The sequence below is a fragment of the Larkinella harenae genome (assembly GCF_054780515.1).
In genome coordinates this window covers 2,457,276-2,484,009 of record NZ_BAAGWE010000001.1, presented here as the reverse complement: position 1 = coordinate 2,484,009, position 26,734 = coordinate 2,457,276, and the positions used below count along the sequence as shown (strand labels likewise).

Here is a 26,734-nt window from a genome sequence, read left to right as displayed (position 1 = left end):
GGGCCGCCCGGCGGTTAACCAGAGATTTTCTGATTAACGCTGCCAAACAACTCCTCTCCCCTAACCCAATGACTTATCGTTTTTTAACTATCCTCCTACTCGTACTTGTTACGGTACACCTTAACGCGCAGCCCATCAACCTGAAAAACGCGGTTATTCTGGTGTCGCCTTCTGTTCCGGCTCCAATGCGGACAACGGCGCCCCAGATGTTGACGGAAGAAATCGCGAAACGCACCAACACAACGTTGAAGCAGGTGCCGAACTGGCCCAACGCCAAAACCGTCACGATTGCCCTGGCGCTGGCTTCGGATAAAGACCTGGCCGGAAAAACCGTTCCTCACCGAACCATCGCCCATGCACCCGAGCAGAAACCGGAAGGCTTTCGAATCGTCTCGGAGGGCAATACGCTCTGGATTCTGGGGGCCGATGCCCGCGGTATTCTGTTTGGTTCGGGCTGGTTGCTGCGGAATTTGAAAATGGATTCCAAACAGCTGGAACTAGCCGGACCGGTCGAGGTGGCAACGGCACCGGCGTATCCGATTCGCGGTCATCAGCTGGGCTATCGGACCACCGCCAACTCCTACGATGCCTGGACGGTTGCGCAGTTTGAGCAGTATTACCGCGACCTCACCATTTTCGGCTCCAACGCGGTGGAAGGCATTCCCTTTCATGAAGGCGAAGCCAAAAGTCCACACTTTCCGGTTGCGCCGAAAGAAATGCAGATTCGCATGAGCGAACTTTGTCAGAAATATGACATGGACTACTGGGTCTGGACGCCGGCCACATTTGAGCTGACCGATGAAACCAAACGAAAGGCGGAACTCCAGCGGCACGAAGATTTTTACCGTGCCTGTCCCCGCCTGGATCATATTTTCTTCCCCGGGGGCGATCCCGGCGACAACCATCCGCGCGAGGTGATGGCATTTCTCAAAGACCTGCACGGCAAACTGGTTCAACACCACCCCAAAGCCAAAATCTGGATTTCGCTCCAAGGATTTGATACCGAGCAAATCGACTACTTTTATCGTTACCTGACCGAATACAAACCCAGCTGGTTGCAGGGCGTGGTATCGGGGCCGAGCAGCCCCCCAATGGCCGAGACCCGGTACCGTCTGCCCAAAAACTACCAGCACCGCGAATATCCCGACATTACACACAACGTCCGTTGCGAGTTTCCGGTTGAGCGCTGGGACCAGGCGTATGCCTTGACGCTAGGTCGCGAGGCCATCAACCCGCGTCCGTTCTTCTTTGCGGAAATCCACGGCAAATATGCCCCGTTCACCGACGGTTTTGTATCGTATTCCGATGGGTGCCACGACGATATCAACAAGGCTGTCTGGAGTATGCGGGGTTGGGACCCGACCAAGAACGTCAACGAAATTCTGAACGAATACACCCGGTTTTTCTTTGGCTGGCCACTCGAAAACGCAGCGGCTGACGGCATTCTGGCCCTCGAGAACAACTGGAAAGGCCCCCTGGCCCAGAACGGGGGCGTAGAAGCCACATTGGCATTCTGGAAAAATCTGGAAGCCACTCAGCCACAACTGAAAGCCAACTGGCGCTGGCAAATGCTGCTGTTGCGCGCTTATTACGACGCCTACACGCGCCGTCGGCTGATTTACGAACAAGGACTTGAAAAAGAAGCCAATTCTATCCTGACCACCGCCCGCGAAGCGGATTTGGAAAAAGCGATGACCCAGGCGCTAGCAACCATCAACCGGGCCGACACGAAACCTGTTTCGCCCGAATTGCGAAAAAAAATTGAAACGTTGTGTGCTGATTTGTTCGCATCCATCGGTTTGCAGACCAGCGTTCCGAAATACCGCGCAAAAGGGCCAGAACGCGGTTGTCTGCTCGATTTTGTCGACTATCCGCTCAACAACCGCTGGTGGCTGGCCGACGAATTCCAGAAAGTTCGGGCGATGAAAACGCCGGAAGAAAAGCTGAAACGGCTATCGGTGATCGGCAACTGGGAGGACCCCGGCTTGGGCAGTTTTTACGATGATGTTTCCAGTGGCAGCAAAAGTCCGCGGGTTAAAACAATTTCCGAAGATGCCACTGACATCGCCTGGTGGGACAACGGTTCCAGCCGCGCGCGCCTTTCAACGCAGACGTTTCAGAACAACCCCACGTTGGAGTACGACAACCTCGACCCCGGCGCTCGCTACATTATCCGCGTTGCGGGTGAAGGCGATGCGTTGCTACGGGTCGATGGCCAACGCATTCATCCGACGGTTTACCACAAAGAACTGGAAACATTCAAAGAGTGGATTGTGCCGCTGTCGCTCACGCAGGACGGTCGCCTTTCCGTCACTTTCGACGAACCCGAAGAGTCGCACCTGAACTGGCGGAAACGCTCGAAAATCTCGGACGTGTGGTTGTTGAAACAGGAATAGCGTTTACGGTGGCTCTGATTACGATTATGAAATAGATATAAAGCTCTTTTCACGGAGTTTAGGGCTCTAACAAAGCTACCGTACACTGAAAACCGTATACCGTAAATCGTCATTCCACTTCGCTTTTCATTTCCCCGCCAGGTAGCGGTTTCGGAATTCAATGGGGGTGCAACCTTTCACCTGCCGGAACTGGCGCGCGATGTTCTTGCTGTCGGTCAGCCCCATGTCGAGTGCGATTTCAAAAACCGTCATGTCGGTTTCGAGCAATTTCTGGGTAAATTTCTCGATGCGCAGGTTAAAGATGTATTTGTAAATGGGGTAACCTGTAATGGTCAAAAACCGTTTTTCCAGCGCCCGTCGCGACAAAGGCACTTGCCTGACCACCTCCTCTACTTGCAGGTTTTTATCAATATTCTGATGAATGTACTTCAGCGAGGACGCAATGTAGTGGTCGTTGGTGGCATAAATATCGGTGGAATGACGCGTCACGATTTGCATGGGTTTAACCACGATGTCGTAAAAACCCGCTACCCCGGTTCGGATCATCTGATCAAGCAGCTTTGCCGAATCGTACCCCCCTTTTTCCGCATCCAGCGCAATGCTCGACAGCGGTGGATCCGATAACTCGCAAATGGTTTCGTCGTTATCGACGCCCAGCACAGCTACTTCCTCCGGAATCCGAATTCCGGTTTGGCGGCAGGCTTCCGTAATGTGCTGTCCCTGGCGGTCGTCGCACGCCAAAATGGCAATCGGTTTTGGCAGGGATTGCAGCCATTGGCTCAGTGCGCTGGGCTTATAATACCATAATTCGCTGGATTGTGCCTTAGTATGCTCAAAGGTATGCACCGCATAGCCCGCCTTTTTGATGTGCGTTTCAAAACCCTCGGCCCGCTCCCGCGACCAGACGATGTCTTTGAACCCGTAAAATGCAAACTGAGTAAACCCTTTTTTCAGGTAATAATCGGCGGCCATCGCCCCGGCTTCGCGGTAAGCTCCGGTGATGTTCGGAATCTCATCGAATCGCTCTTTGAAATCCTGCGCAATCACCGCTATTCCAGCCTGAATAAACTCGGAGACTTCGTTGTCGTTGTAAAACTGCCCGATAATTCCGTCGGCTTCCCATTCCTTCGCCCATTGCAAAATGCCTTTGATACCAATGGTTTCGCGGTAAAAAAGGGGCATTCGGCAAAACACCCAGGGCCCATGCTCGCGGGAATACGTGGTCACCCCTTTCAACAGGCTTTTGCTGTAATCTTCGGCAAAGTCGATCAAAAGGATGATTTTATACATAACCTGTAATGGGTGTTTCGCAGCGTTTGACCGAGTTCTTTTTGAGTCAAGCAGAACTTGGCTCCACGTTCATAATTTCCGCGAAACAATGTGAATTTACGCAAAAAGCTCTTTCCAGCTCTTCACGGTGGCGTTGTTCACCAGTGGCCGCGCCCAGATTCCGATGCTGAAAATATACCCCAAGGTAAGCAGCAGGAACAACATGGCCAACCGTAAACCGAGCAATTCGGCCAGGCCACCCACAATGAGCGGCACCACGGCCCCGCCCGCAATGCCGGTACAGAGAATCCCGGAGAACGTTCCGTGGTGGTGCGGCACCGAGTTGAGCGCCAGGGAAACCACAATCGACCACATGACGGAAGCAAAAAAACCGGTCATCGGAAAGGCGTAGATCGCCATGTCCACCGGCCCAAACAGGCCGGACAGCAGCGAGACAATGGCCCCGGCGGCAAACAGCATCAGCACCCGGCGGCTGTCAAAGATTTTTAACAACAGCAAACCCAGCAGACAACCGATGGTCAGCAAGCCCCAGAAATAGGCAATAACAGACGCACCCGTCGTGGCCGGATCGACGCCGTGGTAGGTTTGCAGGAACTGCGAGGTCCAGTTGGCTATGCCCTGCTCCGTTCCGACGTAGGAGAAAATACCGGCAAAAAACAGCCAGACGGTTTTGTTCCCCAGCAAATCTTTAAAGGCTTTTCCAGTATCAATCCGTTCGTCTTCCTTCAATTCAACTTTCGGAAAGCGTACAAAGTAAATAACCACCACCATCAGCAAGGCCGTTACTGCAAACACCCAGTACAACGACACCCACTTCAGGTTTTCGGGCACCAGTTGATCAAAAACCGCAACCAGTCCCGACGAACGACCCGCGTGAACATTGCTCACTAAGTAACTGTACAACAACGGACTCAGAAACGAAGCCGCGCCGAAAAATAGCTGAGCCATCACGGAGTTGAAGGCAAACTGCGCTTCGCCCCCGGCCACGCGCAGCAGCGGATTGATCACCACCTGGAGCATGGCCATACCCAATCCAATCAGGAACAGAGAAAACAGGGCAATCGAAAAGCTGGGAATCAGGGCAAACAGCAAAGCGCCGGAAAAGGCCAGAAAAAACGCACTCAGCAACACCGGTTTTTCGCGGTATTTCTCCACCAGAATTCCTGACGGAATCGACATGACCCCGTACGCAACAAAAAACGCAAACGGCAGAAAACCCGCCAGTCCAATGCTTAGATTAAAGCTGGTGATAATATCCGGAATGATGGGCCCCAGAATGTTGGTTAAGAAGGAGATAACAAAAAAAATAAGGAAAATCAGAATGACAATCAGGGGATTCGACTTCATTGTAAATCGTTTTGTTTCTAACAAAGTGAGGCCGGTTTCCCGGCCTCAGCTACCTTATTTTACATCATCTGGCGTCGCCGTTCGACTGGACCGTCCGGCGGCATCGAAACTTTTCAATTTCACCTTGCCCGAAACATTCACCGGCGTGGTGTACAGGGTTGATTGGGCCGTTGGCTCCGAACCGTCGGTGGTGTAGCGAATGCTCAGGCCAGGATATTCGATGTTGGCTTTCAACTGCCCGTTTTCGAGAATCACACCCGGCAGCGGCAGGCGGTAATTATACCCGCCATTGAGCACGGCCAGACGTGGCAACTCCCGTTGGGCCAGCGAATTGGCAAAGCGGTTCCAGCCTGTCTGAATAGCTTTTTCGCGCGCCCCCTGGTTTTCAACAGTTTCCCAGGAACGCTCGGCAGCCCAGGCACTTTCGGCAAATCCGAGCAGTTTGGGCAGCGAATAATATTCCATCATTTCCCGTCCTTTGACGGTTTCGCACCAGAGTTGCGACTCCAGTCCGATGACGTTCTTACGCGCTTCCGGTTTCATTTTTTCCCGACCGGCAAAATTCAGCGGTTGGCCCATCGAAGTCCGGTAGGTGGTTTTGAACATATCGAACGGCGCAAAGGTCCAGTTTGCTTTGGTATCGACAAAGCCTCCCCAATACAGCCCCGGCTCCTGCGGATCGTTGTTGTAAGCCAGGTCAAAATAGAAGTTGGTGACGTTACACAGCACCACCGGATACCCCGCGTTGGCCAGGCGATTACCCAGATCGAGATCGTAGATGTTATTCCAGATGTACGGCACCACTTTCTTGCCCACAAACTCCGGATTCGGCAGGTATTTGCCCTCCGGCGATTTGATCAATGCTACTTCCTCCCAGCCGTGGATCGTCAGATTTCGTTTTTCAAGCCGCTTCAGCAGCCTGCCGAAAAAGTACGATTGCAAGTTCTTGGGATCTTTCACCGATGGATTCTCCTTCAGCAGTTGAGCCGCCTGGGGCGATTTTGTCCAGGCCCCTTCGGCCACTTCATCCCCACCCGCGTGGAACGTATCCAGTTTTAGCCCGGCTTCGGCGTACATTTTGGTGATTTCGTCGACCACTTTTTCGTAAAAATGGTAGGTCGATTCGCGGGCCACACTGACCACGTTGTCCTTGTAGCCCTGCGCCGACAGGTAAACCGATTTGTCGTCGGGGTCGATCAACCGGTATTCGTTCGCTTCTTTTTCCTTGCCTTCTTTCATGAGCCGATTGTACCGCGCTTCCATCGATTTGATGGCCGCCCGGGCGTGGCCGGGAAAATTCAGCTCCGGAATCACCTTGATATGGCGCTCGTTGGCGTATTTCAGAATTTCGATAAAATCAGCTTTGGTGTAAAAACCGCTGCCGTATTTGCCCTCCTCGTACGCTTTCGGCCCGGAACCGTAAGAGGGGTGCAAAACGGGATCAGCCATTCCGCCCGGTGCGTGCTCGCGCTGCGCGCCCACCTGAGTCAGCTCCGGCAATCCGTCAATTTCGAGCCGCCAGCCTTCGTCTTCGGTCGTGTAAAACAGGAAGTGGTTAATCTTGTAAAACGCCAGCAAATCCAGCCACCGCAGCACGGTTTCTTTGGTCTGAAAATTCCGGCTCACATCCAGGTGCATGCTCCGAAATTGAAAACGCGGAGCGTCTTCAATTTGCACAAAACCAAGAGCAACGCTGGCCGATGGTTTCAAATAGCTTTCGGTGGGTACCAGCGCCAGCAAGCTCTGAATGCCGTAAAAAACCCCAGCGGCATCACTGCCGGTGATCACCACGCCGTTGCCGTCAATGCCCAGCTTGTACGCTTCTTTCGCAATACCGTTCACCGAAATCGCTCCGGTCTGCAACGAAATAGCCTTGCCAGTCGGGGCCGAGTCTTTCAACGAAAACTCCACGCCGGTTACGGTTTTCAGCTTCTGGCTCAGCAATTTGGCTTCGTTTTCCAGGCCTTTTCCGCAATAAATCGTAACGTTTTTATCAAGATTCAACGTCCCTGCTCCGGCAGTCATTTTAACGGGCGACGGCACAATTTTCTGCAACTGATCAGCCGCCAGCAAATTCATCGCCAGGTTATCCTGGTACCGTTTGGCCGCCGTATGCAGCGGTAACAAATCTGCTTTCCCGCGCAATTGCTGCTCTTTTCTGGCAAACGGGAGTGCCTGGTAATTAGCAACCTGAACAATGTTTTCCTCCTTCCCATCTTTGTCGTAAAAAACAAAATAAAGCCCCATCGGTGCATCCGTCAGTTTGATCACCGCTTCGGTGCCCGAATACCGGACCTCCGCTGACCCGCCACTTGCCAGCGCAAACCCCGGATTGGGGGTCATTTTATACCAGTCGCCGTTTATGTGCTGTACCGTGGCCGGTTGCGGGGTTTTGTTGGCCAAAATAGGCCGGGGGGACATGCTGAAGAATAGAGCCCAGTTTTTATCATTGAGCGCTATGTCGCTGTTATTGACCAAATTAAAGCGGGCTTCGAAACCGTTTTCAACATCGGTAAAATTGCTTACCAATTCCCAGGTTACGGCGATTTCTTTGGCTTCGTCTTTGGATGATTTACATCCATTTAAAAAAAATACAACAGCAAGTAAAGCCGTGAGACAAAAAAAGTTACGCATGAAGGGGTCTGTTAAGTAGCCTTAATAATACAGAATTGAGTAGTAAAAATACTACTGGATTAAAAGACTTTTTCAACTCCGCTTCGATGTTTTCACCGATGAACAAAGCAACAGCGCGCGCCGATGAGTTAAAACCGGCGCCGAACCGGTTGATTTCACTCGATGCGCTACGCGGCTTTACCATTGCCGCCATGTTGCTGGTCAACTTTCCGGGCGATGGCGACCATGTCTACCCTCCCTTGCAACACACCCGTTGGAACGGTTTGTCTTTTACCGATCTGATTGCTCCGCTCTTTCTGTTCATCATCGGCATTTCCATCGTATTCGCTTATTCGAAGCGGCTGGCCAGCGGAGCGCCCAAGGGCGATCTGTACCAAAAGATCATCGTTCGGTCGGTCAAAATCTTTGCCGTAGGCATGTTTCTTAATTTGCTGCCCACCTTTGATTTTGCCAACGTTCGCTGGACCGGCACCCTGCACCGCATTGCCTTCGTCTTCCTGATCTGCTCCTTCATCTACCTGAATACCAACTGGAAACAACAAGCCTGGATAGGCATGCTGACGCTCGTTGCTTACTGGCTCGCGCTGACGCAGATTCCGACGCCGGGCTACGGCAAAGTCATGCTGGAGCCGGGAGCTAACCTGGTGGCCTGGTTTGACAACCAGTACCTGCCAGGACGCATGTGGCAGGGCACCTGGGACCCCGAAAGTATTCTCAGCACCTTTCCATCGGCCGTTTCCGGAATAACCGGCTTATTGGCCGGTCGGCTGTTGATCAGCGATCTGTCGCGGCTGGAAAATGTGGCGTACCTGATGACCATTGGGTTGTTTACGGCCATAGCCGGTTACTGGTGGAACCTGATTTTTCCTTGCAATGAGAACCTCTGGACAAGTTCTTTTGTACTGATTACCTCCGGTTTTGCGGCCCTGTTGTTGGGAGCAGTTTATTTTCTGGTCGATATCCTGGGTCGCACCAATGGCACTAAAATGGGCCTTATTTTCGGGGCCAACGCCATTGCGGTATACGTCATGGGCGATTTGCTTTCGATTCTTTTCTACTACCTGAAATTTGGCGCAAGAACCCTGAACGAGCACGGCGTTTCGGCCCTTACCAACCTGGGGTTTGACCCCCGCTTCGGCAGCATGCTTTATGCCTTGCTTTTTGTAGCCGTCAATTTCATTCCGGCGTATATACTCTACCGAAAAAAGATTTTCATCAAGCTCTGATCCCTCTTTTCGGCCTTATGAAACACCTCTTTTTACTCACCATAACTTGTCTGGTAACGAGCTTTTCGATCGCCCAAAAAAAATCCGTTCAACGGGTAAAATTCGGTGTATTTACGGATGCGCACATCCCAACCATGCACGATGGAGAAGCCCGCTTAACGGCCTTTATGGACAGCATGAAAACGGCCCGACCCGACTTCATCATCGAGCTGGGTGATTTTCTAACTCCGGCCGAAAAATACGCACCGGCTTTTGCAATCTGGAAAGCCCATACCGGTCCGAAATACCACGTCATTGGCAACCACGAAATGGACGGAGGCACGTCTCTTCAGCAGGCGCTGGCCTACCGCAACATGGCTTCTTCCTATTATACATTCGATCGAAACGGTTTTCGGTTCATTGTGCTGGATGGCAACGACAAAAAATCACCGGAGCTGAAAGGCTATCAGGAACATATTGGCCAACAACAAATCGCCTGGCTGAAGGCTGAACTAAACAAAGCGACTACACCGATCATAATCTTCTCGCACCAGGGGCTAGGCCCCGACGGTGTTGACAATTCCGCCGAAATCCGGGCCCTGCTGGAAGCGCACAACGCCCAAACGAAAAAGGCGAAAATCATTGCCAATTTCTACGGCCACATCCACTACGACCGGGCCGAGCAGGTCAACGGCATCTGGTACATCTGCATCAATTCCATGTCTTACAAATGGCTGGGTGAAGAATATGGCCGCGTCCGTTACAGTGCGGAAATTGACCGGAACTATAAGTGGATCAAGTACACCGCTCCGTATAAAGCCCCCTTGTATACCGTCGTCGAAATTTCGACGGATGGCCTGATCAAAATAGCCGGTAAGAAATCAGAATGGGTTGGCCCTTCTCCCTGGGAGATCGGTTACCCAACGAAAAACAAGGAATTTGACCGGCCCGAAATCCGGGAACGTGCCTTGCGGTTTTTGCCTGTACCTTAACACCCCACTATGAAATTTCCGAATTCTGCTTTCTGTAGCCTGCTCATTGCCCTAACCGCCCCCACCGCTTTTGCCCAAACCGGTAGCCCAACCGAGCCAATCCGGTATGTAGGAGGTGAAACCGTTGATCCGAATGTGCACGAGGGTCGGCTCCGCTACGCGGTAGGCGTTGAAAGCCGACAAACCGTCCGGGTAAACCGTACGCATCCAGAACTGGCCGACGACCACGGCTGGACTTACAACCATGCCTCCAACCTTTGTCACTGGAACAATACCTTTTACCAGCAATACCTCAGCAACCCCATCGACGAGCACATTGCACCGGGACAAACCCTGATTACTACCTCGAAGGACGGGCGGCAATGGTCCAAACCGGCGGTTGTTTTCCCGCCCTACGTGCCGCCCGCGGGCGTCCAGATTCCGGACAGTTCCAACGGTTATATGATGCACCAGCGCATGGGGTTCTACGTGGCCCCGAACGGACGGCTGCTCGTGCTGGCGTTTTACGGCCATGCGGAAGATCCGTTCAAGGAGGGCGGCATCGGGCGCGTGGTGCGGGAGGCTTACAAAGACGGTTCTTACGGCCCGATTTACTTCATTCGTTATACCAGCCATGCCACCATTAACGGTGTTCGCTGGAACGAAACCAACACGAGTTACCCTTTTTATACGAAATCGCCGGATGCCGGGTTTATCGAAGCCTGCAAGTCCCTATTATCCGACAAACTAATGACGTTTCAGTGGTGGGACGAAGACCGGGGTCTAGACGGTTTTTATAACCATAAAGAAGCCCGGGAAGCTCTTTCCTACTACCACCGCAAAGACGGAAAAGTGGTGGCGCTGTGGAAACGTTCGCACAGTGCGCTGTCTTCCGACAACGGGTTGACATTCTCCAAACCCACCAAAGTTCCGACCTTTGTCATGGCCGGTGGCAAGCAGTGGGGGCAACGAACGGACGATGGCCGGTATGCCATCAGCTATAATCCGATTGAGATGGACGAACACCGTTTTCCGCTGGTTGTGGTTACCGGCGACGACGGTATTCTATACGATAACATGCTGATTGTTCAGGGTGAAGTACCACCCCGACGGTTTTTCGGTCGCTGGAAAGACTTTGGGCCGTGTTACGTGCGGGGCATCGAAGAAGGCAATGGCAACCCGCCCGGCAATGACCTATGGCTCACCTACAGCATGAACAAAGAAGACATCTGGATTAGCCGGATTCCGACGCCGATTCGGTATACGGTCAAAGGGGCGGTGACCGATAATTTTGATGCGTTGCCACTGAACGGTGGCGTTACTGACTGGAATATTTACGCCCCCAAGTGGGCACCGATCACCCTGGTCAACGCACCCGCCGGAACCGGAAAATGCCTCGAATTATCCGACAGAGACCCGTACGACTACGCCCGCGCTATTCGGGTATTCGAAGAAGGCAGCCGCATCGAAGCAAAGCTAAAAATACGGGCCGCTCAGAACAATACGGGTACACTGGAAATTGACCTGACGGATCGGTACGGCAACCGCCCGGTTCGATTGCGGTTTGACGAAAAAGGCAACATTGTTATCGTGAATGGCAATCAGGAGAAAGTGATTCAACCCTTCCGTTCCGGGCAATGGTACGAGCTGGGCTTTCGCGTCAATGCCAGCCTGAACGGCAGCTACGATTTAAGCATCGACGGAAAATCCGTGCTAGAAAAAGCAGCCCTGGCCGAAGCGGTGAAATCCATCGAACGGTTGTCGATCCGGACGGGGCCATACCGGGATTTACCCAACCGAAAAACACCCAATGAAGAACCCGGCCCTCCCCTGCCGGGCGCCGATGAGCCCGTGCCGAATGCCGTATTTTACGTGGATGATGTGCGCATCAACCCGATTCGCTAACGGATGCGGCTGTCGAGCTATCGGTGGTCCGCATCAACCTTGATTACATTTCCTAACCCTTCTGAAAATTATGCGTTTCATCTTTCTCATTGTACTGTCGGTTTGTCTGGGAACCACTTCCCAACAGCTCCACGCCGATCCGATTGACTTATCCAAAGCTCAGATTTTTTGTCCGATAAAAGACAAGGGCGTGATACGCCGTAGTCTCGACATTCTACAGCAGGAAGTTGAAAAACGCAGCCAGATTCGGCTGCCACGCGCGAAGAAACTTCCGGCTGCTGGCCAACCCGTTATTGCGGTTTTGCTGGAAAATGACCTCTCTTCCCTTTCCGAGAAATCCCGAACCGCGTTGAATGCGTTACCAACGATTCGAAACGAAGGATTCAAACTACTGGTGCAGGAAAACGACAAAACGGTTTTTATTGTCGGAAAGGATGCTCGTGGTCTGTTATACGGTGTTGGACAATTGCTACGAAAAACCGAAATGCGACCCGGTTCTGTTACACTGCCGTCACCGATTTCCGTTGCGTCGAGTCCACGGTACCCGGTTCGTGGCCACCAACTGGGCTACCGTCCGAAAACCAACGCCTACGATGCGTTCACGGTCGCGCAATTCGATCAGTATATTCGGGACCTGGCGTTGTTTGGAGCCAATAGCATTGAAATCCTGCCTCCGCGCACGGACGACGATTTCACCAGCCGACACATGAAACTGCCCGCCATCAAGATGATCGGTGAACAGTCGCGCATCTGCCAGGAATACGGTTTAGACGTCTGGATGTGGTATCCAAACTTAGGGAAGGATTACTCGCATCCTGACTCCATCCAACGGGAGTTGAAAGAACGGCATGAGGTGTTTGCCACCGTTCCGAAGCTGGATGCGGTGTTTGTACCGGGTGGCGACCCTGGCGACCTCGAACCCGATGTGCTATTTGCGTGGCTCGAAAAGGAAGCTCAGGTGCTGCAGAAATACCACCCCAAAGCCAAAATCTGGGTTTCTCCGCAGGTTTTCCGCCCTACCCAGGCGTGGTTCGACGCTTTTTACAAACACGTCAACAAGGAGTATCCGTGGTTTGGGGGGGTGGTTTTCGGGCCGTGGGTAAAGATGCCCGTTCAGGAAATTCGTAAGATCATCAAACCGTCAATTCCCATCCGGCATTACCCCGACATCACGCACAACTACAGCTCTCAGTACCCGGTTCCGCACTGGGATCTGGCCTGGTCGATGACCTCCGGACGGGAAAGCATCAACCCGCGCCCGCACGACGAAAAAGCCATTCACAATGCCCTCGACGAATTCGGGATCGGTAGCATCAGCTACTCGGAAGGTACCAACGACGACGTGAATAAGTTCGTCTGGAGCGATCAGGACTGGAATCCCGAAAAACCGGTGATTGAAACGCTGCGGGATTACGCCCGGCTGTTCATTGGGCCGGACCACACCGAATCTGTTGCTCAGGGGCTTATTTCGCTGGAACAGAACTGGCGCGGCAGCCTGCTGACCAATCAGGCAATTTCGCAGTCACTGATGCAGTGGCAGGCGATGGAGAAACAGGCGTCTCTGCCGGTTTTGCAAAATCCCCGTTTTCAGATGGGCCTGATTCGTGCCTATTACGATGCCTACATCCAGCGTCGCTTGTTGTACGAAAGCGAACTCGAGCAACAGGCCCGCGACGCACTGGCTCAATACCAACAGAAAGGCTCGCTGGTAGCCATTCGGCAGACGAATGAACTGCTGGAAAAAGCCTGGAAAACACCAATCTGGCCCGAATACCGCGCCAGGTGTTTTGCGCTGGCCGATTCCCTGTTTAAAAGCATCGGTGCGCAGTTGACGATGGAAAAACACGGTGCCATGCCGGGCCGGGGAAATTTCATCGACAACATCGACATTCCACTCAACGATTCGCCCTGGCTGATGGACCAGCTCGCCAAAATTGAGAAGCTGACGGACGAAAAAGAACGGTCTGCCAAAATTAAGGAGCTGCTCAACCGTACCAATCCCGGCCCCGGCGGTTTTTACGACCATTTAGGCGCCCCCGAAAGCTGGTACCGCGTGGTTCCGGGCGAAAGTTGGGAAAAAGACCCCGGTAGCCTACGCTCTCCACGAATCGGTTTTGGCGTCGGGCTGGTCGGTGTTGAATGGGTGGATGAGATCAAAGCCACGGGTTTTAAAGGACAGATCACCCCGCGGGTCTGGATGAAACAGGCCAAAACCCTGTACGACCAGCCGCTCAAAATCGCCTACAACGAGCTGGACCCGACGGCTTCCTACCGGATGCGGATCGCGTATACCGGTCGGTTTCGTTCCCGCATGAAACTCACAACCGATGATGGTTCCGTGGTTCACGATTTTATTAAAACCGGTGAGCAACCCATCTACGAATTTGACGTTCCCCGGGCCGCATCCGCCGATGGCAAAATCACCTTCATCTGGACCTGCGGAGAAGGGGAACGCGGCTCACAGGTAACCGAAATCTGGCTGATTCGAAAATAAATTTCTAACCCGTCGGTATTTTCCGGCTTACAGATTTGGTATGCTGAAGCTTGTTCTGCTGCTCCTGCTGTCGTTTAGCACTACCCCGTTCTCCTACGCCCAGAGCACGGCTTCGGGCACGGTTTTCAATGACCTGAACCATAACCGTATCCGGGATAAAAACGAACCGGGTCTGGCGAGCATCTGCGTGTCGAACGGACGCGACGTCACGGTTACGGATAGAGCAGGAAGATGGACACTACCGGTCAACGACGATACCGGATTCTTTGTCATCAAACCCGCAGGCTACCAAGTGCCGGTCAATGCCGATCAGCTTCCGCACCATTACTACCTGCACAAACCCACGGGATCGCCCACGACTCGAACGGAGGGCGTTGCGCCCACCGGGCCGCTGCCCCGTTCCATCGACTTTCCGCTTCATGCCCAAACTGAAGCGAAAGAGTTCTCGGTTCTGCTGTTCGGCGACCCACAGGCCCGGGGACTTACGGAGGTCAATTACGTCATGCACGATGTCGTGGAAGAGTGCATCGGCACCTCGGCCCGCTTCGGAATCACGCTCGGGGATATTGTGGCCGACGATCCCAATCTGTTTGCGGAAGTCAACGCCGGGGTGGCGCAGATCGGCATTCCGTGGTACAATACGTTCGGCAACCACGATTTTAACCGGGGTGCCACCGATGACCGGTTCAGTGATGAAACCTTCGAACGATTTTACGGACCGAGTTCTTACGCATTCGAGTATGGCCAGGTTGCTTTTATTGTCCTGAAAAACATCTACTTTACCCCCGACGGCAAGTACAAGGCCCACTTTGTCGATTCCCAGTTGGAGTTTGTCCGTAACTACCTGACACACGTACCCGAACACAAATTGGTGGTGCTCGTCATGCACGCTCCGCTGGTCATCTGCGACAACCGCAAGGCACTGTTTCAGCTCCTTAAAGAACGTCCTCATACATTCTCGGTTTCGGGCCATACGCACACGATGGCGCACGTTTTTGCGGATGAGAGCTGGGGCTGGAACGGGGCCAGACCGCATCACCATTTCATTAATGCGACGGTTTGTGGCAGTTGGTGGGTGGGCTTGAAAGACGAACTGGGCATTCCGCACGCTACCATGAACGACGGCGCTCCCAACGGGTATTCCGTGCTGACCTTCAACGGAAATCACTACAAGATCCGGTTCAAGGCTGCCCGCCGACCCGCTGACTATCAAATGAATATTTACCTCCCGGACGAACAGCCCCGGGCCGCCTGGGACACCACGCAGGTGAGCGTCAATGTTTTTGCAGGTTCGGCCCGCTCAACGGTGGAGATGCAGATTCCGGGACAAACTGGCTGGCTCCCACTGACCCTCAAACCGTCGGGCGACCCCGCCGTTGCGGCTATGCATCAGTTGGGAACGTACCTCGACGCCACGGTCGGCGGCACGAAACTCGAAACTGTATTCGGCTGGAAAATGGACGAGCCCGAAGTTTCTCGCCACATCTGGCGGGGCGTCATGCCAAAAAACCTCCCCCCGGGAACCCACCGAATCACCATCCGTACCACCGATCAATTTGGGCAGGTCTACGCAGCCAGCCGGATTTTCCGGGTGCGATGAATGGGATCACCTGTTTGAATGCTGACTTTTTTGCGTATTTTCGGAGCTTTGCAAGACACCAACGGTAACGTTCACCGTTTATCCATCTTCTCCCATCCGAAACCTGTACCGACAATGAGCAAAAGCATGGCTGAGTCCACAACCAATCAAGGTGAAATGGCTGAATCGGCCAGTATGAAACGGGAGGTTAACTTGGTGGATGCAACCCTGCTCGTGGTGGGCAGCATGATTGGTTCCGGCATTTTCATTGTCAGCGCCGACATCATCCGCAACGTCGGCTCAACGGGCTGGCTTCTGCTGGTCTGGCTCATTACCGGCGTCATGACCCTGACGGCGGCCCTCAGCTACGGCGAGCTCAGCGGGATGTATCCGAAAGCAGGTGGGCAGTATGTTTACCTGAAAGAAGCCTACAACTCCCTCGTTGCGTTTCTGTATGGCTGGAGTCTGTTTGCGGTCATTCAAACCGGTACAATTGCCGCCGTGGGCGTTGCTTTTGCCAAGTTTACGGCGTATTTCATTCCGCAGGTCAGCGAAGACCTGGTCTTGTTCAGCATCGGTTCTTTCAAACTCTCCCCCGCCCAGCTGCTGTCCATCGGGCTGATTATTTTCCTGACGTATATCAACACCAAGGGCGTCAAGGGTGGAAAAGTGCTCCAGACCGTTATCACAACCGCTAAACTTCTGAGCCTGTTTGGCCTGGTGGTTTTGGGACTGGTGATGGCGAAACCAGACGTTTGGGAAGCGAACTGGACCAATGCCTGGAGCCTGCAAAAACTACTGCCCGACGGTTCGTTTGAGTCCTACTCGATGGCCGCAGCGATGGGCGCTATTGCCGCAGCAATGGTTGGTTCCATTTTTAGCAGCGATGCCTGGAACAGTGTTACGTTTATCGCCGGCGAAATTGTCAATCCGAAACGCAACATTGGTTTAAGCCTGTTTCTGGGCACCGTCATTGTCACGGTTATTTACGTGATGGCCAATGTGATGTATGTTTCCATACTACCGTTGACCGAAATTGCCACCGCCGAGAAGGACCGGGTTGCCGTGGTTGCTGCCCAGACCATTTTCGGCCAAATTGGTACGGGACTCATTGCCTTTATGATCATGGTATCAACCTTCGGCTGCAATAACGGCTTGATTCTGGCGGGTGCCCGGGTTTATTATACGATGGCCAAAGACGGTTTATTCTTTAAACGCACCGCCCAGCTAAACCGACACGCTGTGCCCGAATTTGCCCTCTGGATCCAATGCATCATGGCTTCAATTCTCTGCCTGAGCGGTCGTTACGGTGATTTGCTTGATATGATTTCGTTCGTTGTGGTGCTCTTTTATGTGCTGACCATCGCCGGAATTTTCGTCCTTCGCGCCAAACGTCCGAATCTGGAACGTCCTTACAAAGCGTTCGGTTATCCGTTTCTGCCCGCCTTGTACATCCTGATGGGGCTGAGTTTCTGCGGCCTACTGATCGTTTACAAGCCTAATTTTACCTGGCCGGGCCTGATCATTGTGTTGATCGGCTTACCGCTTTACTATTTGTCGAAAGGTCGAAAGGCGGAAGTAGAATAACGCTTTAGAAGCTGTTTCGCGGAGGCACACGGAACAGCTGCTCATCTCCGCGAAACAGCTTCTTTAAAACTCACCGCCCCGTTATCCAGTCCAGAATCAAATTCGATCGGGCACCGGTTTCGCCAGTACTTGGAGATGAGCCTTCGCCCCGCAACGCCTTCACAATTTCCTCAATGATGGGCTGCTGTACGTGTTGCGGATACGGAATGTGGTAGCTTTCTGTGCCGCTTGCGGTTTCCACTTTAATGTCGAATTTCTCGAAGAACGAAAAGGTGATTTTACCCAGTGAACCAACCAGATAAGCTTCGTCGATACGCTGCTCCTTGTTGACGGTATAACACCAGCTCCCCAATCCCAGAACGCCGGACTCAAACTCAAAGTTGGCAACCACCATATCGTCGGCCTGGTACAAACCGGCCTGGTTGCGAGCTATCCCGCTGGCGGTTTTGATGGGCCCCAACGCATATTCCAGAAAATCGAATTGATGAGAAGCCAGATCGTGGAAATGCCCTCCGCCCGAAATGTCCGGAAACACCCGCCAGCGTGGTTTGGCCTGCTCACCAACCTCTTCAACGTACGGCTGATAGTACAGATGAATATCCACAAACCGGATATCGCCAATAACACGCTGGTCAATCAGCTCCTTCACTTTCAGAAAATAATCCAGCGAACGCCGGTAATACGCCACAAACAGAGGCACACCGGTTTCGCGGCTAACCTGATTCATCGCTTCGCACTCGGCGGCATTCCGGGCCATCGGTTTTTCAACATAGACCGGTTTGCCCAGGCGCATGGCCCGAATGGCGTAATCGGCGTGCGAATCCGGCGGAGTAGCCACGTAAATGGCGTTGACGTCCGGGTCCTGAAGCAACGCTTCGGCATCGTCGTACCATTTCGGAACACCGTGGCGCAGGGCGTAATCAGCCGCCAGTTCGCCATCCCGGCGCATAACCGCTACCAACGTTGAATTGGGCACTTTATTAAAAGCCGGGCCGCTTTTGACTTCGGTTACATTTCCGCAACCAATAATTCCCCATCTGATTTGATCCATACGTGCAAGTTAGCAGAAGAATGTTACCCTTTGATCAACCGGGTCGTTAACTCTTTCTAAACTACTGGCGACGACGCATCATCTGCTGCCGATTGGTCGCCAACGGCGGCTTTGATGGTACTAATGTCGGATCGTAGTCGCTGGCCAAACAGGGCCAGATCAAAGCTGTGAACAATGATATTTACGCCCTCTTTCACCCACTCAATCTGCCGCTCAGGCGACAGCGAAAAGTGGATTCCCACCGAAAGCCCCTTGGCGCGGGTAGTGTGAATAATTTTCCGAACAGCCGCTTTGAATTCCGGATGATCGTATTGCTCAGGCACCCCCAGGCTAACCGACAAATCGTGGGGACCGATGAATACCGCATCCAGCCCGGGTACCGAAAGCAGGTCGTCCAGGCGTTCCAGCGCCGGAACACTTTCGATGTTAGCAATGCAGATGTTACCGGCATTGTGGGTTTCGAGGTACTGCCGCAGATCGTCGGGCATGGGTACTTTCCCGCTTAAGTACTGGTTCAGACGCTCGCCTTTCAGCGGACGGTATTTGGTAGCTCCAACCAGGCCGAGCACCTCGTCGGTCGACTCAAGGTACGGTGCAATGACGCCTACGGCCCCACCATCGATTACCTGACAGGCCAGAAACGGGTCGGGCTTCGGAATGCGCACAATCGGCGTGATCTGGTACGCCCGGAAAATCTGACACAAACGGGCCAGTTCAGCACGATCCAGCGGAATGTGTTCCGTGTCTAAAAAAACGAAATCCAGACCGGCACGCTGCAAGGTCACCGGCCACATAGGCGCGGTCGACGTAATGCAGGTCCCATACACATTTTGTCCCTCCCTCAGTTTCTGGAGTAACGTTGAATTCGATGCAGTTGCCATTTTTTTCAGAAGTTAACGCGAGTTCGCCTACCGGTTTCACCGCTCATTCTCATCATACTACGATTCCTCTAATTCCGACTATTTTAGAAGGAATTATTTATAGAAATGATGGCCTGTTTTCAAAAAAAACAGTAAACCATACGAGAAAAAGACGCTCAAGTTTTCAACACTCAACCACAACCAAACGTCCCATTAATCAATTATCCCCGTCATTAATGAAACCGATTGTCCAAATTTCCCTTGATCTGACGAACATAGATGAAGCCCTCGAAACGGCTGCCATGGCCCTGCGGGCTGGTGTAGACTGGCTGGAAGCCGGCACTCCCCTGATTCTGGCCGAAGGTTTACACGGCGTCCGAAAATTACGCGAGGCATTTCCCAACATTCCCATTGTTGCTGACCTGAAAACGATGGATGGCGGTTATCTCGAAGCCGAAATGATGGCGAAGGCGGGTGCCACCCACGTTGTTGTGATGGCCCGGGCTCATGCCGAAACCATCAAATGCGTCGTAAAAGCCGGGCGGGATTTTGGCGCTCAGGTTATGGGCGACAACCTGGGGTGCCCGGATATGGTCGAGGGGGCGAAATGGCTCGAAGACCTGGGGTGCGACTTTGTGATTCACCACATTGGTTACGACGAACGCCGGGGCATTGCCGCCCAGGGCCACCGGATGCCCAGCCCGCTGGATCAGCTCCGGGAAGTGGTACAGGCCGTGAAGGTCCCGGTGCAGGCCGTTGGGGGCCTTACGCTGGAGCAGGCCATTCGCTGCCCGGAATTTGGTGCTCCGCTGGTGGTGCTCGGCGCTCCGCTGACCATCGACGCTGATGCCTTCAAAACCGCCGATGGCAACCTGGAAACGTCTTTACGCATGATTTGCGAAAAAATTCACGCCTACGGTGATGTAGCCGTTGGAAACTAAGCCTGAACAACCTGCACCAGGGACTCTGAACGGCCCTGGCCTTTTATACCATAAACGTACGCAATGAAGTCTGCTGCTGTTGTCAACTTTGCCCCCGAAAAGGGCTCGGTTGAAATTCGTGAAATTCCAAAACCGTCCATCGGCGAGGACGATGTTTTGCTGGAAGTTGCCAACGTTGGTGTTTGTGGCAGTGACCTCCACCAATGGACCGCCGATCATAGCTGGCCCGTTAATTACCCCGTCGTGCTCGGTCATGAGTTTGGTGGCCATATTGTTGAACTGGGCAGCCGGGTCAAAGGCTGGAAGGAAGGCGACCGCGTCGTGAGCGAAACCGCGGCTGTGATCGACCCCAATAGCCCCATGACGCGCCAGGGATTGTATAACCTCGACCCGAACCGCAAAGGGTTTGGCTACGGTGTCAATGGCGCAATGACCCGGTTTGTGAGCGTTCCGGCGCGGTGCCTGCACCAGGTTCCGGGCGATCTGGCGTTTGAGCAGGCCTGCCTGACCGAACCCTGCTGTGTGGCGTATAATTCCGTGGTTGAAAACAGCCGGATCAAACCCGGCGACCGCGTGATTGTCCTTGGTCCGGGCACCATCGGTATTCTGTGCGCAGCCGTGGCCCGGCTCTGCGGAGCCGAAGTCGCCGTCGTTGGTCTGGAAGCCGACCGTCATCGGCTGGCCATTGCCCAGCAATACGGTTGTGAGGCCATCATCGGCGACGCAACGGAGTGGGCTAAAAAGCGCGACGGTTTGGGTGCCGATTGCATTATCGATGCCGCCGGAGCCAGCATTACCCTTAAAATTGCTCTCCAGCTGGTACGCCCCAACGGCCGAATTACCAAAGTAGGCTGGGGACCACAACCGCTGGGCTTTTCGCTCGATGCACTGGTGCAGAAAAACGTAACGCTGCAGGGAAGCTTCAGTCACAACTGGCCGATCTGGGAGCGCGTTCTGGCGTTGCTGGCCAGCGGTCAGCTCGACGTCAAACCCATCATTGGGGGGGTTTGGCCCGTAACCGAATGGCACGAAGCCTTCGAGAAAATGCACCACGGCGAGGTCATCAAAAGTGTCTTGAAACCGGTATAGTTTTTTCGAAAGGATAGCGAAGAGACACGAGCGCAAAGATGGTGTTTTAAATGTTTTATCTGCCGTCTTATTCTCGTGTCTTTTCGCCCGTGTCTTTTTCAATTATGCGTCTAGACCAGAAAGTTATTATTGTTACCGGGAGCTGCACGGGTATCGGTAAAGCCATTGCCAAGCGCTGTGTGGCGGAGGGTGCCCGGGTGGTTATTCACGGCCTGGAACCCGAACTGGGCGAGGAAGTGGTGCAGGAACTGGGCGACTCCCAGGCCGTACTGCATATTGAGGACCTAGCCACCGAAGGTGTCGCCGAGCGGTTGGTCGATCGGGCGCTGCAAGCTTTCGGGCGGCTGGACGCCGTGGTGAATAACGCGGCCCTGGTCATTTCGTCCAACCTGCAAACAACGGATCTGTCCTTTTTTCGACGGATGCTCGAAGTGAATACCCTCGCTCCTTTCGCCCTCATCAAAGCCGCCCTGCCACACCTGACCCAAAACCGGGGCAGTGTTCTGAATATCGGGTCGGTGAACGGCTGGAGTGGCGAACCGGATTTGATGGCTTACAGCGTTTCGAAAGGCGCTTTGATGACGCTAACCCGTAACCTTGGCGACACCTTACACCGGGAAAACGGAGTCCGAGTCAACCAGATCAATCCAGGCTGGGTGATTACCGAAAACGAAGCCCGGCGCAAACACGAGCAGGGCTTGCCGGCCGATTGGTATAAGGATGTATCACCCGTTTTTGCACCGGCAGGCCGGATTTTGTGGCCCGCAGAAATTGCGGCCGCGGCTATTTACTGGCTCGCCGACGAAAGCGGGCCGGTGAGTGGGCAGATTGTCGATCTGGAACAATACCCGCTGATTGGTCGGAACCCACCCAAAAATTGACGGCTTTCAGGGAGGCTCCCCGCCGGGGATGACGCACCGAAAACCGTAAACTGTAAACCCCAAACTGAAAAAACAACGAATGCCCAAATTAGCTGCTTTTCCCAAAGCGTTCATGCAGGCCCTCTGCAAAGACGGCACCATGACGGTTTCTGAATGGATTGAACTGGCCGTGAAGCTCGATATCGACGGGCTGGAATGGTACGCCGGTTTCCTCGAAATGGCCGACGAGTCCAACTGGGCCCGGTTTCGCCAGCAGGTAGAGAGCCACGGCAAAGTAATACCGATGATGTGCTGTTCACCGGACTTCACCCACCCGGACCCGGCCTTTCGGGCCAATGAGATTGCTAAACAGAAACGCTGGATTGACATGACCTACGCGCTGGGAGGCTCTTACTGCCGCGTCCTGTCGGGCCAGCGTCGGCCCGAACTGAGCATCGACGAAGGTGTCAAACTGGCCGCCGATTCGATTGAAGCCTGCTTGCCGTACGCCCGTGAACACGGCATTACGCTGATCATCGAGAACCACTACAAAGACGACTTCTGGGAATATCCCGAGTTTGCGCAGAAAATGGATGTCTTCTGCCAGCTGGTTGACCAGATTCACGACCCCAACTTTGGTGTCAATTACGATCCCAGCAACACGTTTCTGGCGGGTGAAGAACCGCTGGATCTGCTGAAGCGGGTGGCCAACCGCGTAGTAACCATGCACGCCAGCGATCGCTACCTGCTATCGGGAACCATTGAGGACTTACGCAAGGAAGAAGGCGGTGCGGTTGGGTACGCCAAACGGCTTAGCCACGGTGAAATTGGCAAAGGCCTGAATGACTACGACGCCATTTTCACCATCCTGAAAGGCGTTGGTTTCGACAGCTGGATTAGCATCGAAGATGGTGTTGACGGCATGGACCAACTGGAACGAAGCGTGGCGTTTCTCCGCCGGAAAATGGCCCAGTATTGGCCTTGATGCGGTTTGACCCGTCAGTTTTAGTATCTTTCCGGGGTAGAGTCATTGGCTCTACCCTATTTTTTTTCCCAGGCTCATGAAACGAAACGGGTGGTGGTTACTGCTTTTCATTCAGGTGCTGTCGGTTCAGGCACAAACCCGGTTATATGTTGCTCCAGACGGCCGGGATACCCAGCCCGGTACGCTGACGCAACCATTGGCAACGCTCCGGAAAGCCCTGGAAAAAGTAAAAACGTCTCCCCATTCAACCGTTCAGATTTTCCTGCGGAAGGGCACCTATTATTTGACCGAAACCGTGCGGATTGACCCGGAGACGGTTCATAACAAAACGGTAACCATTCAGGCTTATCCCGATGAAACCGTTCAGCTTAGCGGAGGACGAAAGTTAAAACTCCGCTGGTCGAAAGGAGAAAATGGCAGCTGGACCGCATCCGTTTCGGGGAAGGGTTTTGAACAGCTTTTCCTGAACGGCAAAAAGCAGGTTATGGCTCGTTATCCGAATTTTGATCCGCACGCTCGTGTATTCAACGGAACCGCTGCCGATGCCCTGAGTGAAGAACGCATCAGTCGCTGGAAAGCACCCGCGGGCGGTTTCATTCACGCACTGCACGAAAGTGAATGGGGCGATTTTCATTACCAGATTACGGGCAAATTGGGTGGTCAACTTCAACTGAAAGGGGGCTGGCAGAATAACCGTACCGCTCCACTGCACAAAAGCGAACGGTTTGTCGAAAATATTCGGGAAGAACTGGACGCACCAGGCGAATGGTTCTATGATCCTAAAACGCAGCAACTACACGTCATCCCACCGAAGGGTGTCAATCTGGCTACCGCTATTGTCGAAGTTTCACACCTCAAATCAATCCTGGAATTAACCGGTCTGCCGGAAAGACCTTTGCAGCGCGTCACGGTACGCGGCATCCGGTTCGTTCAGGCCGAACGAACGTTTATGGAACCGTACGAGCCGCTGCTGCGTAGCGACTGGATGGTGTACCGGGGAGCCGCAGTCTATCTGGAAAATACGGAAAACTGCCGAATCGAGGACTGTGAATTTGCCGATCTGGGCGGAAATGCCGTAATGATGAGCCGCTACAACCGAAAATCGGGCGTAGAGGGCTGCCATTTTCACGACATTGGAGCAAGCGCCATTTGTTTCGTGGGTGACTCGTCCGCCGTTCGCTCCCCCGCTTTTCGCTACGAACAGTTTGTGCCTTACCCGCAAATGGATCGCCAGCCTGGTTCCCGAACCAACCAGTATCCATCCGAATGCACAGCGGCCAACAACCTCATCCATACCATCGGACAAGTGGAAAAGCAGTCGGCAGGCGTCGAAATTGCCATGTCCTCTGACCTTGTGGTTCGTCATAATACCATTTACGAAGTCCCCCGGGCCGGCATCAACATTGGCGATGGCACCTGGGGCGGACATGTACTGGAGTTCAATGACGTGTTTGATACGGTGCTGGAGACCGGTGATCACGGCGCTTTTAATTCCTGGGGCCGCGATCGCTTCTGGCACCCCAACCGTTCGACGATGGATAGCCTGGTGGCCGCCCATCCTGAACTGATTCGGCTGGACGCGCAAAAAACTACCATCATTCGGAACAACCGGTTTCGCTGCGACCACGGCTGGGACATTGACTTAGATGATGGCAGCAGCAATTACCACATTTACAACAATGTTTTGTTGAATGGAGGGCTTAAATTCCGGGAAGGTTTTTACCGCATCGCTGAGAACAACATCCTCATCAACAACTCGTTTCATCCACACGTCTGGTTTATCAGCAGTGGGGATGCTTTCCGGAAAAATATTGTCATGCGGCCTTATGCCCCCATACGAATCAACGATTGGGGGCCAGCTATTGACTCAAACCTTTTTTTGAATGAAGCGGCCCTTCAGGCGGCTCAAAAAAATGGTACAGACACCCACAGCGCGTTTGGCGATCCAGACTTTGTACACCCTAAACAGGGAAATTATCAGGTCAGCGCCACCAGCCCGGCCCTGGCCATCGGCTTTCAAAACTTCCCGATGGATCAGTTCGGGGTTCAGAAGACTGCGTTGCGCCGACGGGCGCGTTCGCCCCAAATACCCACCTTGCTCAACCGACAGTTTGAAGAATCGGTGCAGGAAACCACCTGGCTGGGCGCATCCCTCCGAAACGTCCGTGGTCTGGGCGACCGATCGGCATTCGGGTTACCCGACGAAAAAGGCATTGTGGTAGTTGACATTCCTAAAGGTAATCCGCTCGAAACAGCGGGCCTACAAAACGGCGATGTTATCCGTGTGGCCAATGAAGAGGAAGTTCCTACTATTGGGCGGCTGATTGCCATTCAGCAACAGATCAACTGGACCGGACGTTTAGACGTAACTGTGATCCGAAATCAGCAAACGATTCGGTTGATTTTACCGTTGAAGTAGGTCATTCCAATCCTATTCCTTGCTTGTTTTCACGAATGTGATGTTCCGTCTCAAGCCTTCCAGCTTCGTTCGTTTTACGGCTGATCGGCGGAAAATCTCGCTGAAAACGTCCTGCGTGATGTCTTCCCAGTCACTTTTACTAAACTCGGTTAGCGCGGGGTTGGGGTCAAAGGCGGGCGTTCGGTGTGGGCGAGCAAAGCGGTTCCACGGGCACACATCCTGGCAGATATCACAACCAAAAATCCAGTTTTCAAACTTTCCCTTCACCTCGTCGGGAATGGCTTCTTTCAGTTCAATCGTATAGTAGGAGATGCATTTACTGCCATCAACCCCATACGGCTGCGTAATGGCATCAGTCGGGCAGGCATCGACGCACCGGGTACAGGTTCCGCAGTAATCAGCCATTGGGCCGTCGGCTTCCAGATCAAGGTCCAGAATCATTTCGCCGATAAAGACAAAACTGCCCATCTCACGGGTAATCAGGTTGGTATGCTTACCCATCCAGCCTAGCCCGCTGCGTTTGGCCCAGGCTTTGTCCATCACCGGGGCGGAATCGACAAAAACCCGCCCGTTTACCGCTCCGATTTCCTCGTGAACGAACGTTAGCAAGTCTTTCAGCTTGTCTTTGATCACAAAGTGATAATCAGTGCCGTAAGCGTATTTGGAAATCTTATAGCCATCTTCCTGCTGCACGACGGTTTTGTTCGGAAAATAATTCAGCAAAACCGTTACCACAGACTTCGCGCCATCGACCAACAACCTGGGGTCGAGCCGCTTATCAAAATGATTGGCCATGTATCCCATCTGGCCGTGCTGGTTTTGCCGCAACCAGGTTTCCAGCCGGGGCGCTTCCTCTTCCAGAAACTCCGCCCTGGAAACTCCGCAGAAATCGAAACCGAGTTCGGACGCCTTGGCCTTGATCAGTTGGGTACGTTTTTGAATTATTTCAAGCATACTACACCGTCAGCAATACCCATTTCTCTTTCATAACGCCGATGCAATCAGCCCCGTTCAGCGTTTACACTCAAAATTAACCGTCCGATTTTATGAATAAAAATGTCATCTTGTCAGTATTCTGAAAATTGGCAACTAATTTGCAACTTTTAAGGCACTATGTGGTG

General features: G+C 53.3%; 18 protein-coding genes. 12 read left to right on the top strand and 6 right to left on the bottom strand.

What is annotated here, in order from left to right:
- Positions 1-68: 68 nt before the first annotated feature.
- On the top strand, positions 69-2,396 hold the full coding sequence (locus ACYVH9_RS10165) for a hypothetical protein (RefSeq protein WP_460636200.1): 2,328 nt from the start codon (positions 69-71) through the stop codon (positions 2,394-2,396).
- A gap of 126 nt (positions 2,397-2,522) precedes the next feature.
- On the opposite strand, the gene ACYVH9_RS10160 is transcribed toward ACYVH9_RS10165, so the two are convergent.
- The 3 genes from ACYVH9_RS10160 to ACYVH9_RS10150 all read right to left on the bottom strand — a co-directional run bounded on the left by ACYVH9_RS10160 (position 2,523) and on the right by ACYVH9_RS10150 (position 7,667).
- Positions 2,523-3,686 (bottom strand): DNA-binding transcriptional regulator, encoded by a 1,164-nt coding sequence (locus ACYVH9_RS10160; protein ID WP_460636199.1) that lies wholly within the window; start codon positions 3,684-3,686, stop codon positions 2,523-2,525.
- 96 nt (positions 3,687-3,782) lie between these two features.
- Positions 3,783-5,033 (bottom strand): MFS transporter, encoded by a 1,251-nt coding sequence (locus tag ACYVH9_RS10155; protein WP_460636198.1) that lies wholly within the window; start codon positions 5,031-5,033, stop codon positions 3,783-3,785.
- A 54-nt stretch (positions 5,034-5,087) separates the two neighbouring features.
- Positions 5,088-7,667, bottom strand: coding sequence for a family 20 glycosylhydrolase (locus ACYVH9_RS10150; RefSeq protein ID WP_460636197.1), 2,580 nt, complete (start codon positions 7,665-7,667; stop codon positions 5,088-5,090).
- Positions 7,668-7,765: 98 nt separating this feature from the next.
- On the opposite strand from ACYVH9_RS10150, the gene ACYVH9_RS10145 reads away from it, so the two are divergent.
- The 6 genes from ACYVH9_RS10145 (at position 7,766) to ACYVH9_RS10120 (ending at position 17,408) form a co-directional block, all read left to right on the top strand.
- On the top strand, positions 7,766-8,893 hold the full coding sequence (locus ACYVH9_RS10145; protein ID WP_460636196.1) for an acyltransferase family protein: 1,128 nt from the start codon (positions 7,766-7,768) through the stop codon (positions 8,891-8,893).
- A 17-nt stretch (positions 8,894-8,910) separates the two neighbouring features.
- Positions 8,911-9,864, top strand: a complete 954-nt coding sequence (locus ACYVH9_RS10140; protein WP_460636195.1) for a metallophosphoesterase family protein — start codon at positions 8,911-8,913, stop codon at positions 9,862-9,864.
- A gap of 9 nt (positions 9,865-9,873) precedes the next feature.
- A complete protein-coding gene (locus ACYVH9_RS10135; RefSeq protein ID WP_460636194.1) occupies positions 9,874-11,748 on the top strand; it encodes a hypothetical protein in 1,875 nt (624 codons plus the stop codon).
- 70 nt (positions 11,749-11,818) lie between these two features.
- On the top strand, positions 11,819-14,242 hold the full coding sequence (locus tag ACYVH9_RS10130) for a hypothetical protein (protein ID WP_460636193.1): 2,424 nt from the start codon (positions 11,819-11,821) through the stop codon (positions 14,240-14,242).
- 40 nt (positions 14,243-14,282) lie between these two features.
- Complete coding sequence (locus ACYVH9_RS10125; protein WP_460636192.1) at positions 14,283-15,842, top strand: calcineurin-like phosphoesterase C-terminal domain-containing protein; 1,560 nt, start codon at positions 14,283-14,285, stop codon at positions 15,840-15,842.
- Positions 15,843-15,968: 126 nt separating this feature from the next.
- Positions 15,969-17,408 (top strand): APC family permease, encoded by a 1,440-nt coding sequence (locus tag ACYVH9_RS10120; protein WP_460636191.1) that lies wholly within the window; start codon positions 15,969-15,971, stop codon positions 17,406-17,408.
- A 70-nt stretch (positions 17,409-17,478) separates the two neighbouring features.
- Here the strand turns inward: ACYVH9_RS10120 and ACYVH9_RS10115 are convergent, their stop codons facing one another.
- Both ACYVH9_RS10115 and ACYVH9_RS10110 read right to left on the bottom strand, forming a co-directional pair.
- Entirely contained in the window at positions 17,479-18,459 is a 981-nt protein-coding gene (locus tag ACYVH9_RS10115) for a Gfo/Idh/MocA family protein (protein ID WP_460636190.1), read from the bottom strand.
- A gap of 56 nt (positions 18,460-18,515) precedes the next feature.
- Positions 18,516-19,340, bottom strand: coding sequence for an HpcH/HpaI aldolase family protein (locus ACYVH9_RS10110; protein WP_460636189.1), 825 nt, complete (start codon positions 19,338-19,340; stop codon positions 18,516-18,518).
- Positions 19,341-19,555: 215 nt separating this feature from the next.
- Between ACYVH9_RS10110 and ACYVH9_RS10105 the strand changes: the two genes are divergently transcribed.
- The 5 genes from ACYVH9_RS10105 to ACYVH9_RS10085 all read left to right on the top strand — a co-directional run bounded on the left by ACYVH9_RS10105 (position 19,556) and on the right by ACYVH9_RS10085 (position 25,613).
- On the top strand, positions 19,556-20,260 hold the full coding sequence (locus ACYVH9_RS10105; RefSeq protein ID WP_460636188.1) for an orotidine 5'-phosphate decarboxylase / HUMPS family protein: 705 nt from the start codon (positions 19,556-19,558) through the stop codon (positions 20,258-20,260).
- Between the two features lie 63 nt (positions 20,261-20,323).
- Entirely contained in the window at positions 20,324-21,349 is a 1,026-nt protein-coding gene (locus ACYVH9_RS10100; RefSeq protein ID WP_460636187.1) for a zinc-binding dehydrogenase, read from the top strand.
- Positions 21,350-21,453: 104 nt separating this feature from the next.
- Complete coding sequence (locus ACYVH9_RS10095; RefSeq protein ID WP_460636186.1) at positions 21,454-22,230, top strand: SDR family NAD(P)-dependent oxidoreductase; 777 nt, start codon at positions 21,454-21,456, stop codon at positions 22,228-22,230.
- Between the two features lie 79 nt (positions 22,231-22,309).
- Complete coding sequence (locus tag ACYVH9_RS10090; protein ID WP_460636185.1) at positions 22,310-23,194, top strand: sugar phosphate isomerase/epimerase family protein; 885 nt, start codon at positions 22,310-22,312, stop codon at positions 23,192-23,194.
- Positions 23,195-23,270: 76 nt separating this feature from the next.
- Entirely contained in the window at positions 23,271-25,613 is a 2,343-nt protein-coding gene (locus tag ACYVH9_RS10085; RefSeq protein ID WP_460636184.1) for a right-handed parallel beta-helix repeat-containing protein, read from the top strand.
- A 12-nt stretch (positions 25,614-25,625) separates the two neighbouring features.
- Here ACYVH9_RS10085 and queG read toward each other — a convergent pair whose 3' ends face one another.
- Positions 25,626-26,567 (bottom strand): tRNA epoxyqueuosine(34) reductase QueG, encoded by a 942-nt coding sequence (gene queG, locus ACYVH9_RS10080; RefSeq protein ID WP_460636183.1) that lies wholly within the window; start codon positions 26,565-26,567, stop codon positions 25,626-25,628.
- Between the last annotated feature and the right edge of the window lie 167 nt (positions 26,568-26,734).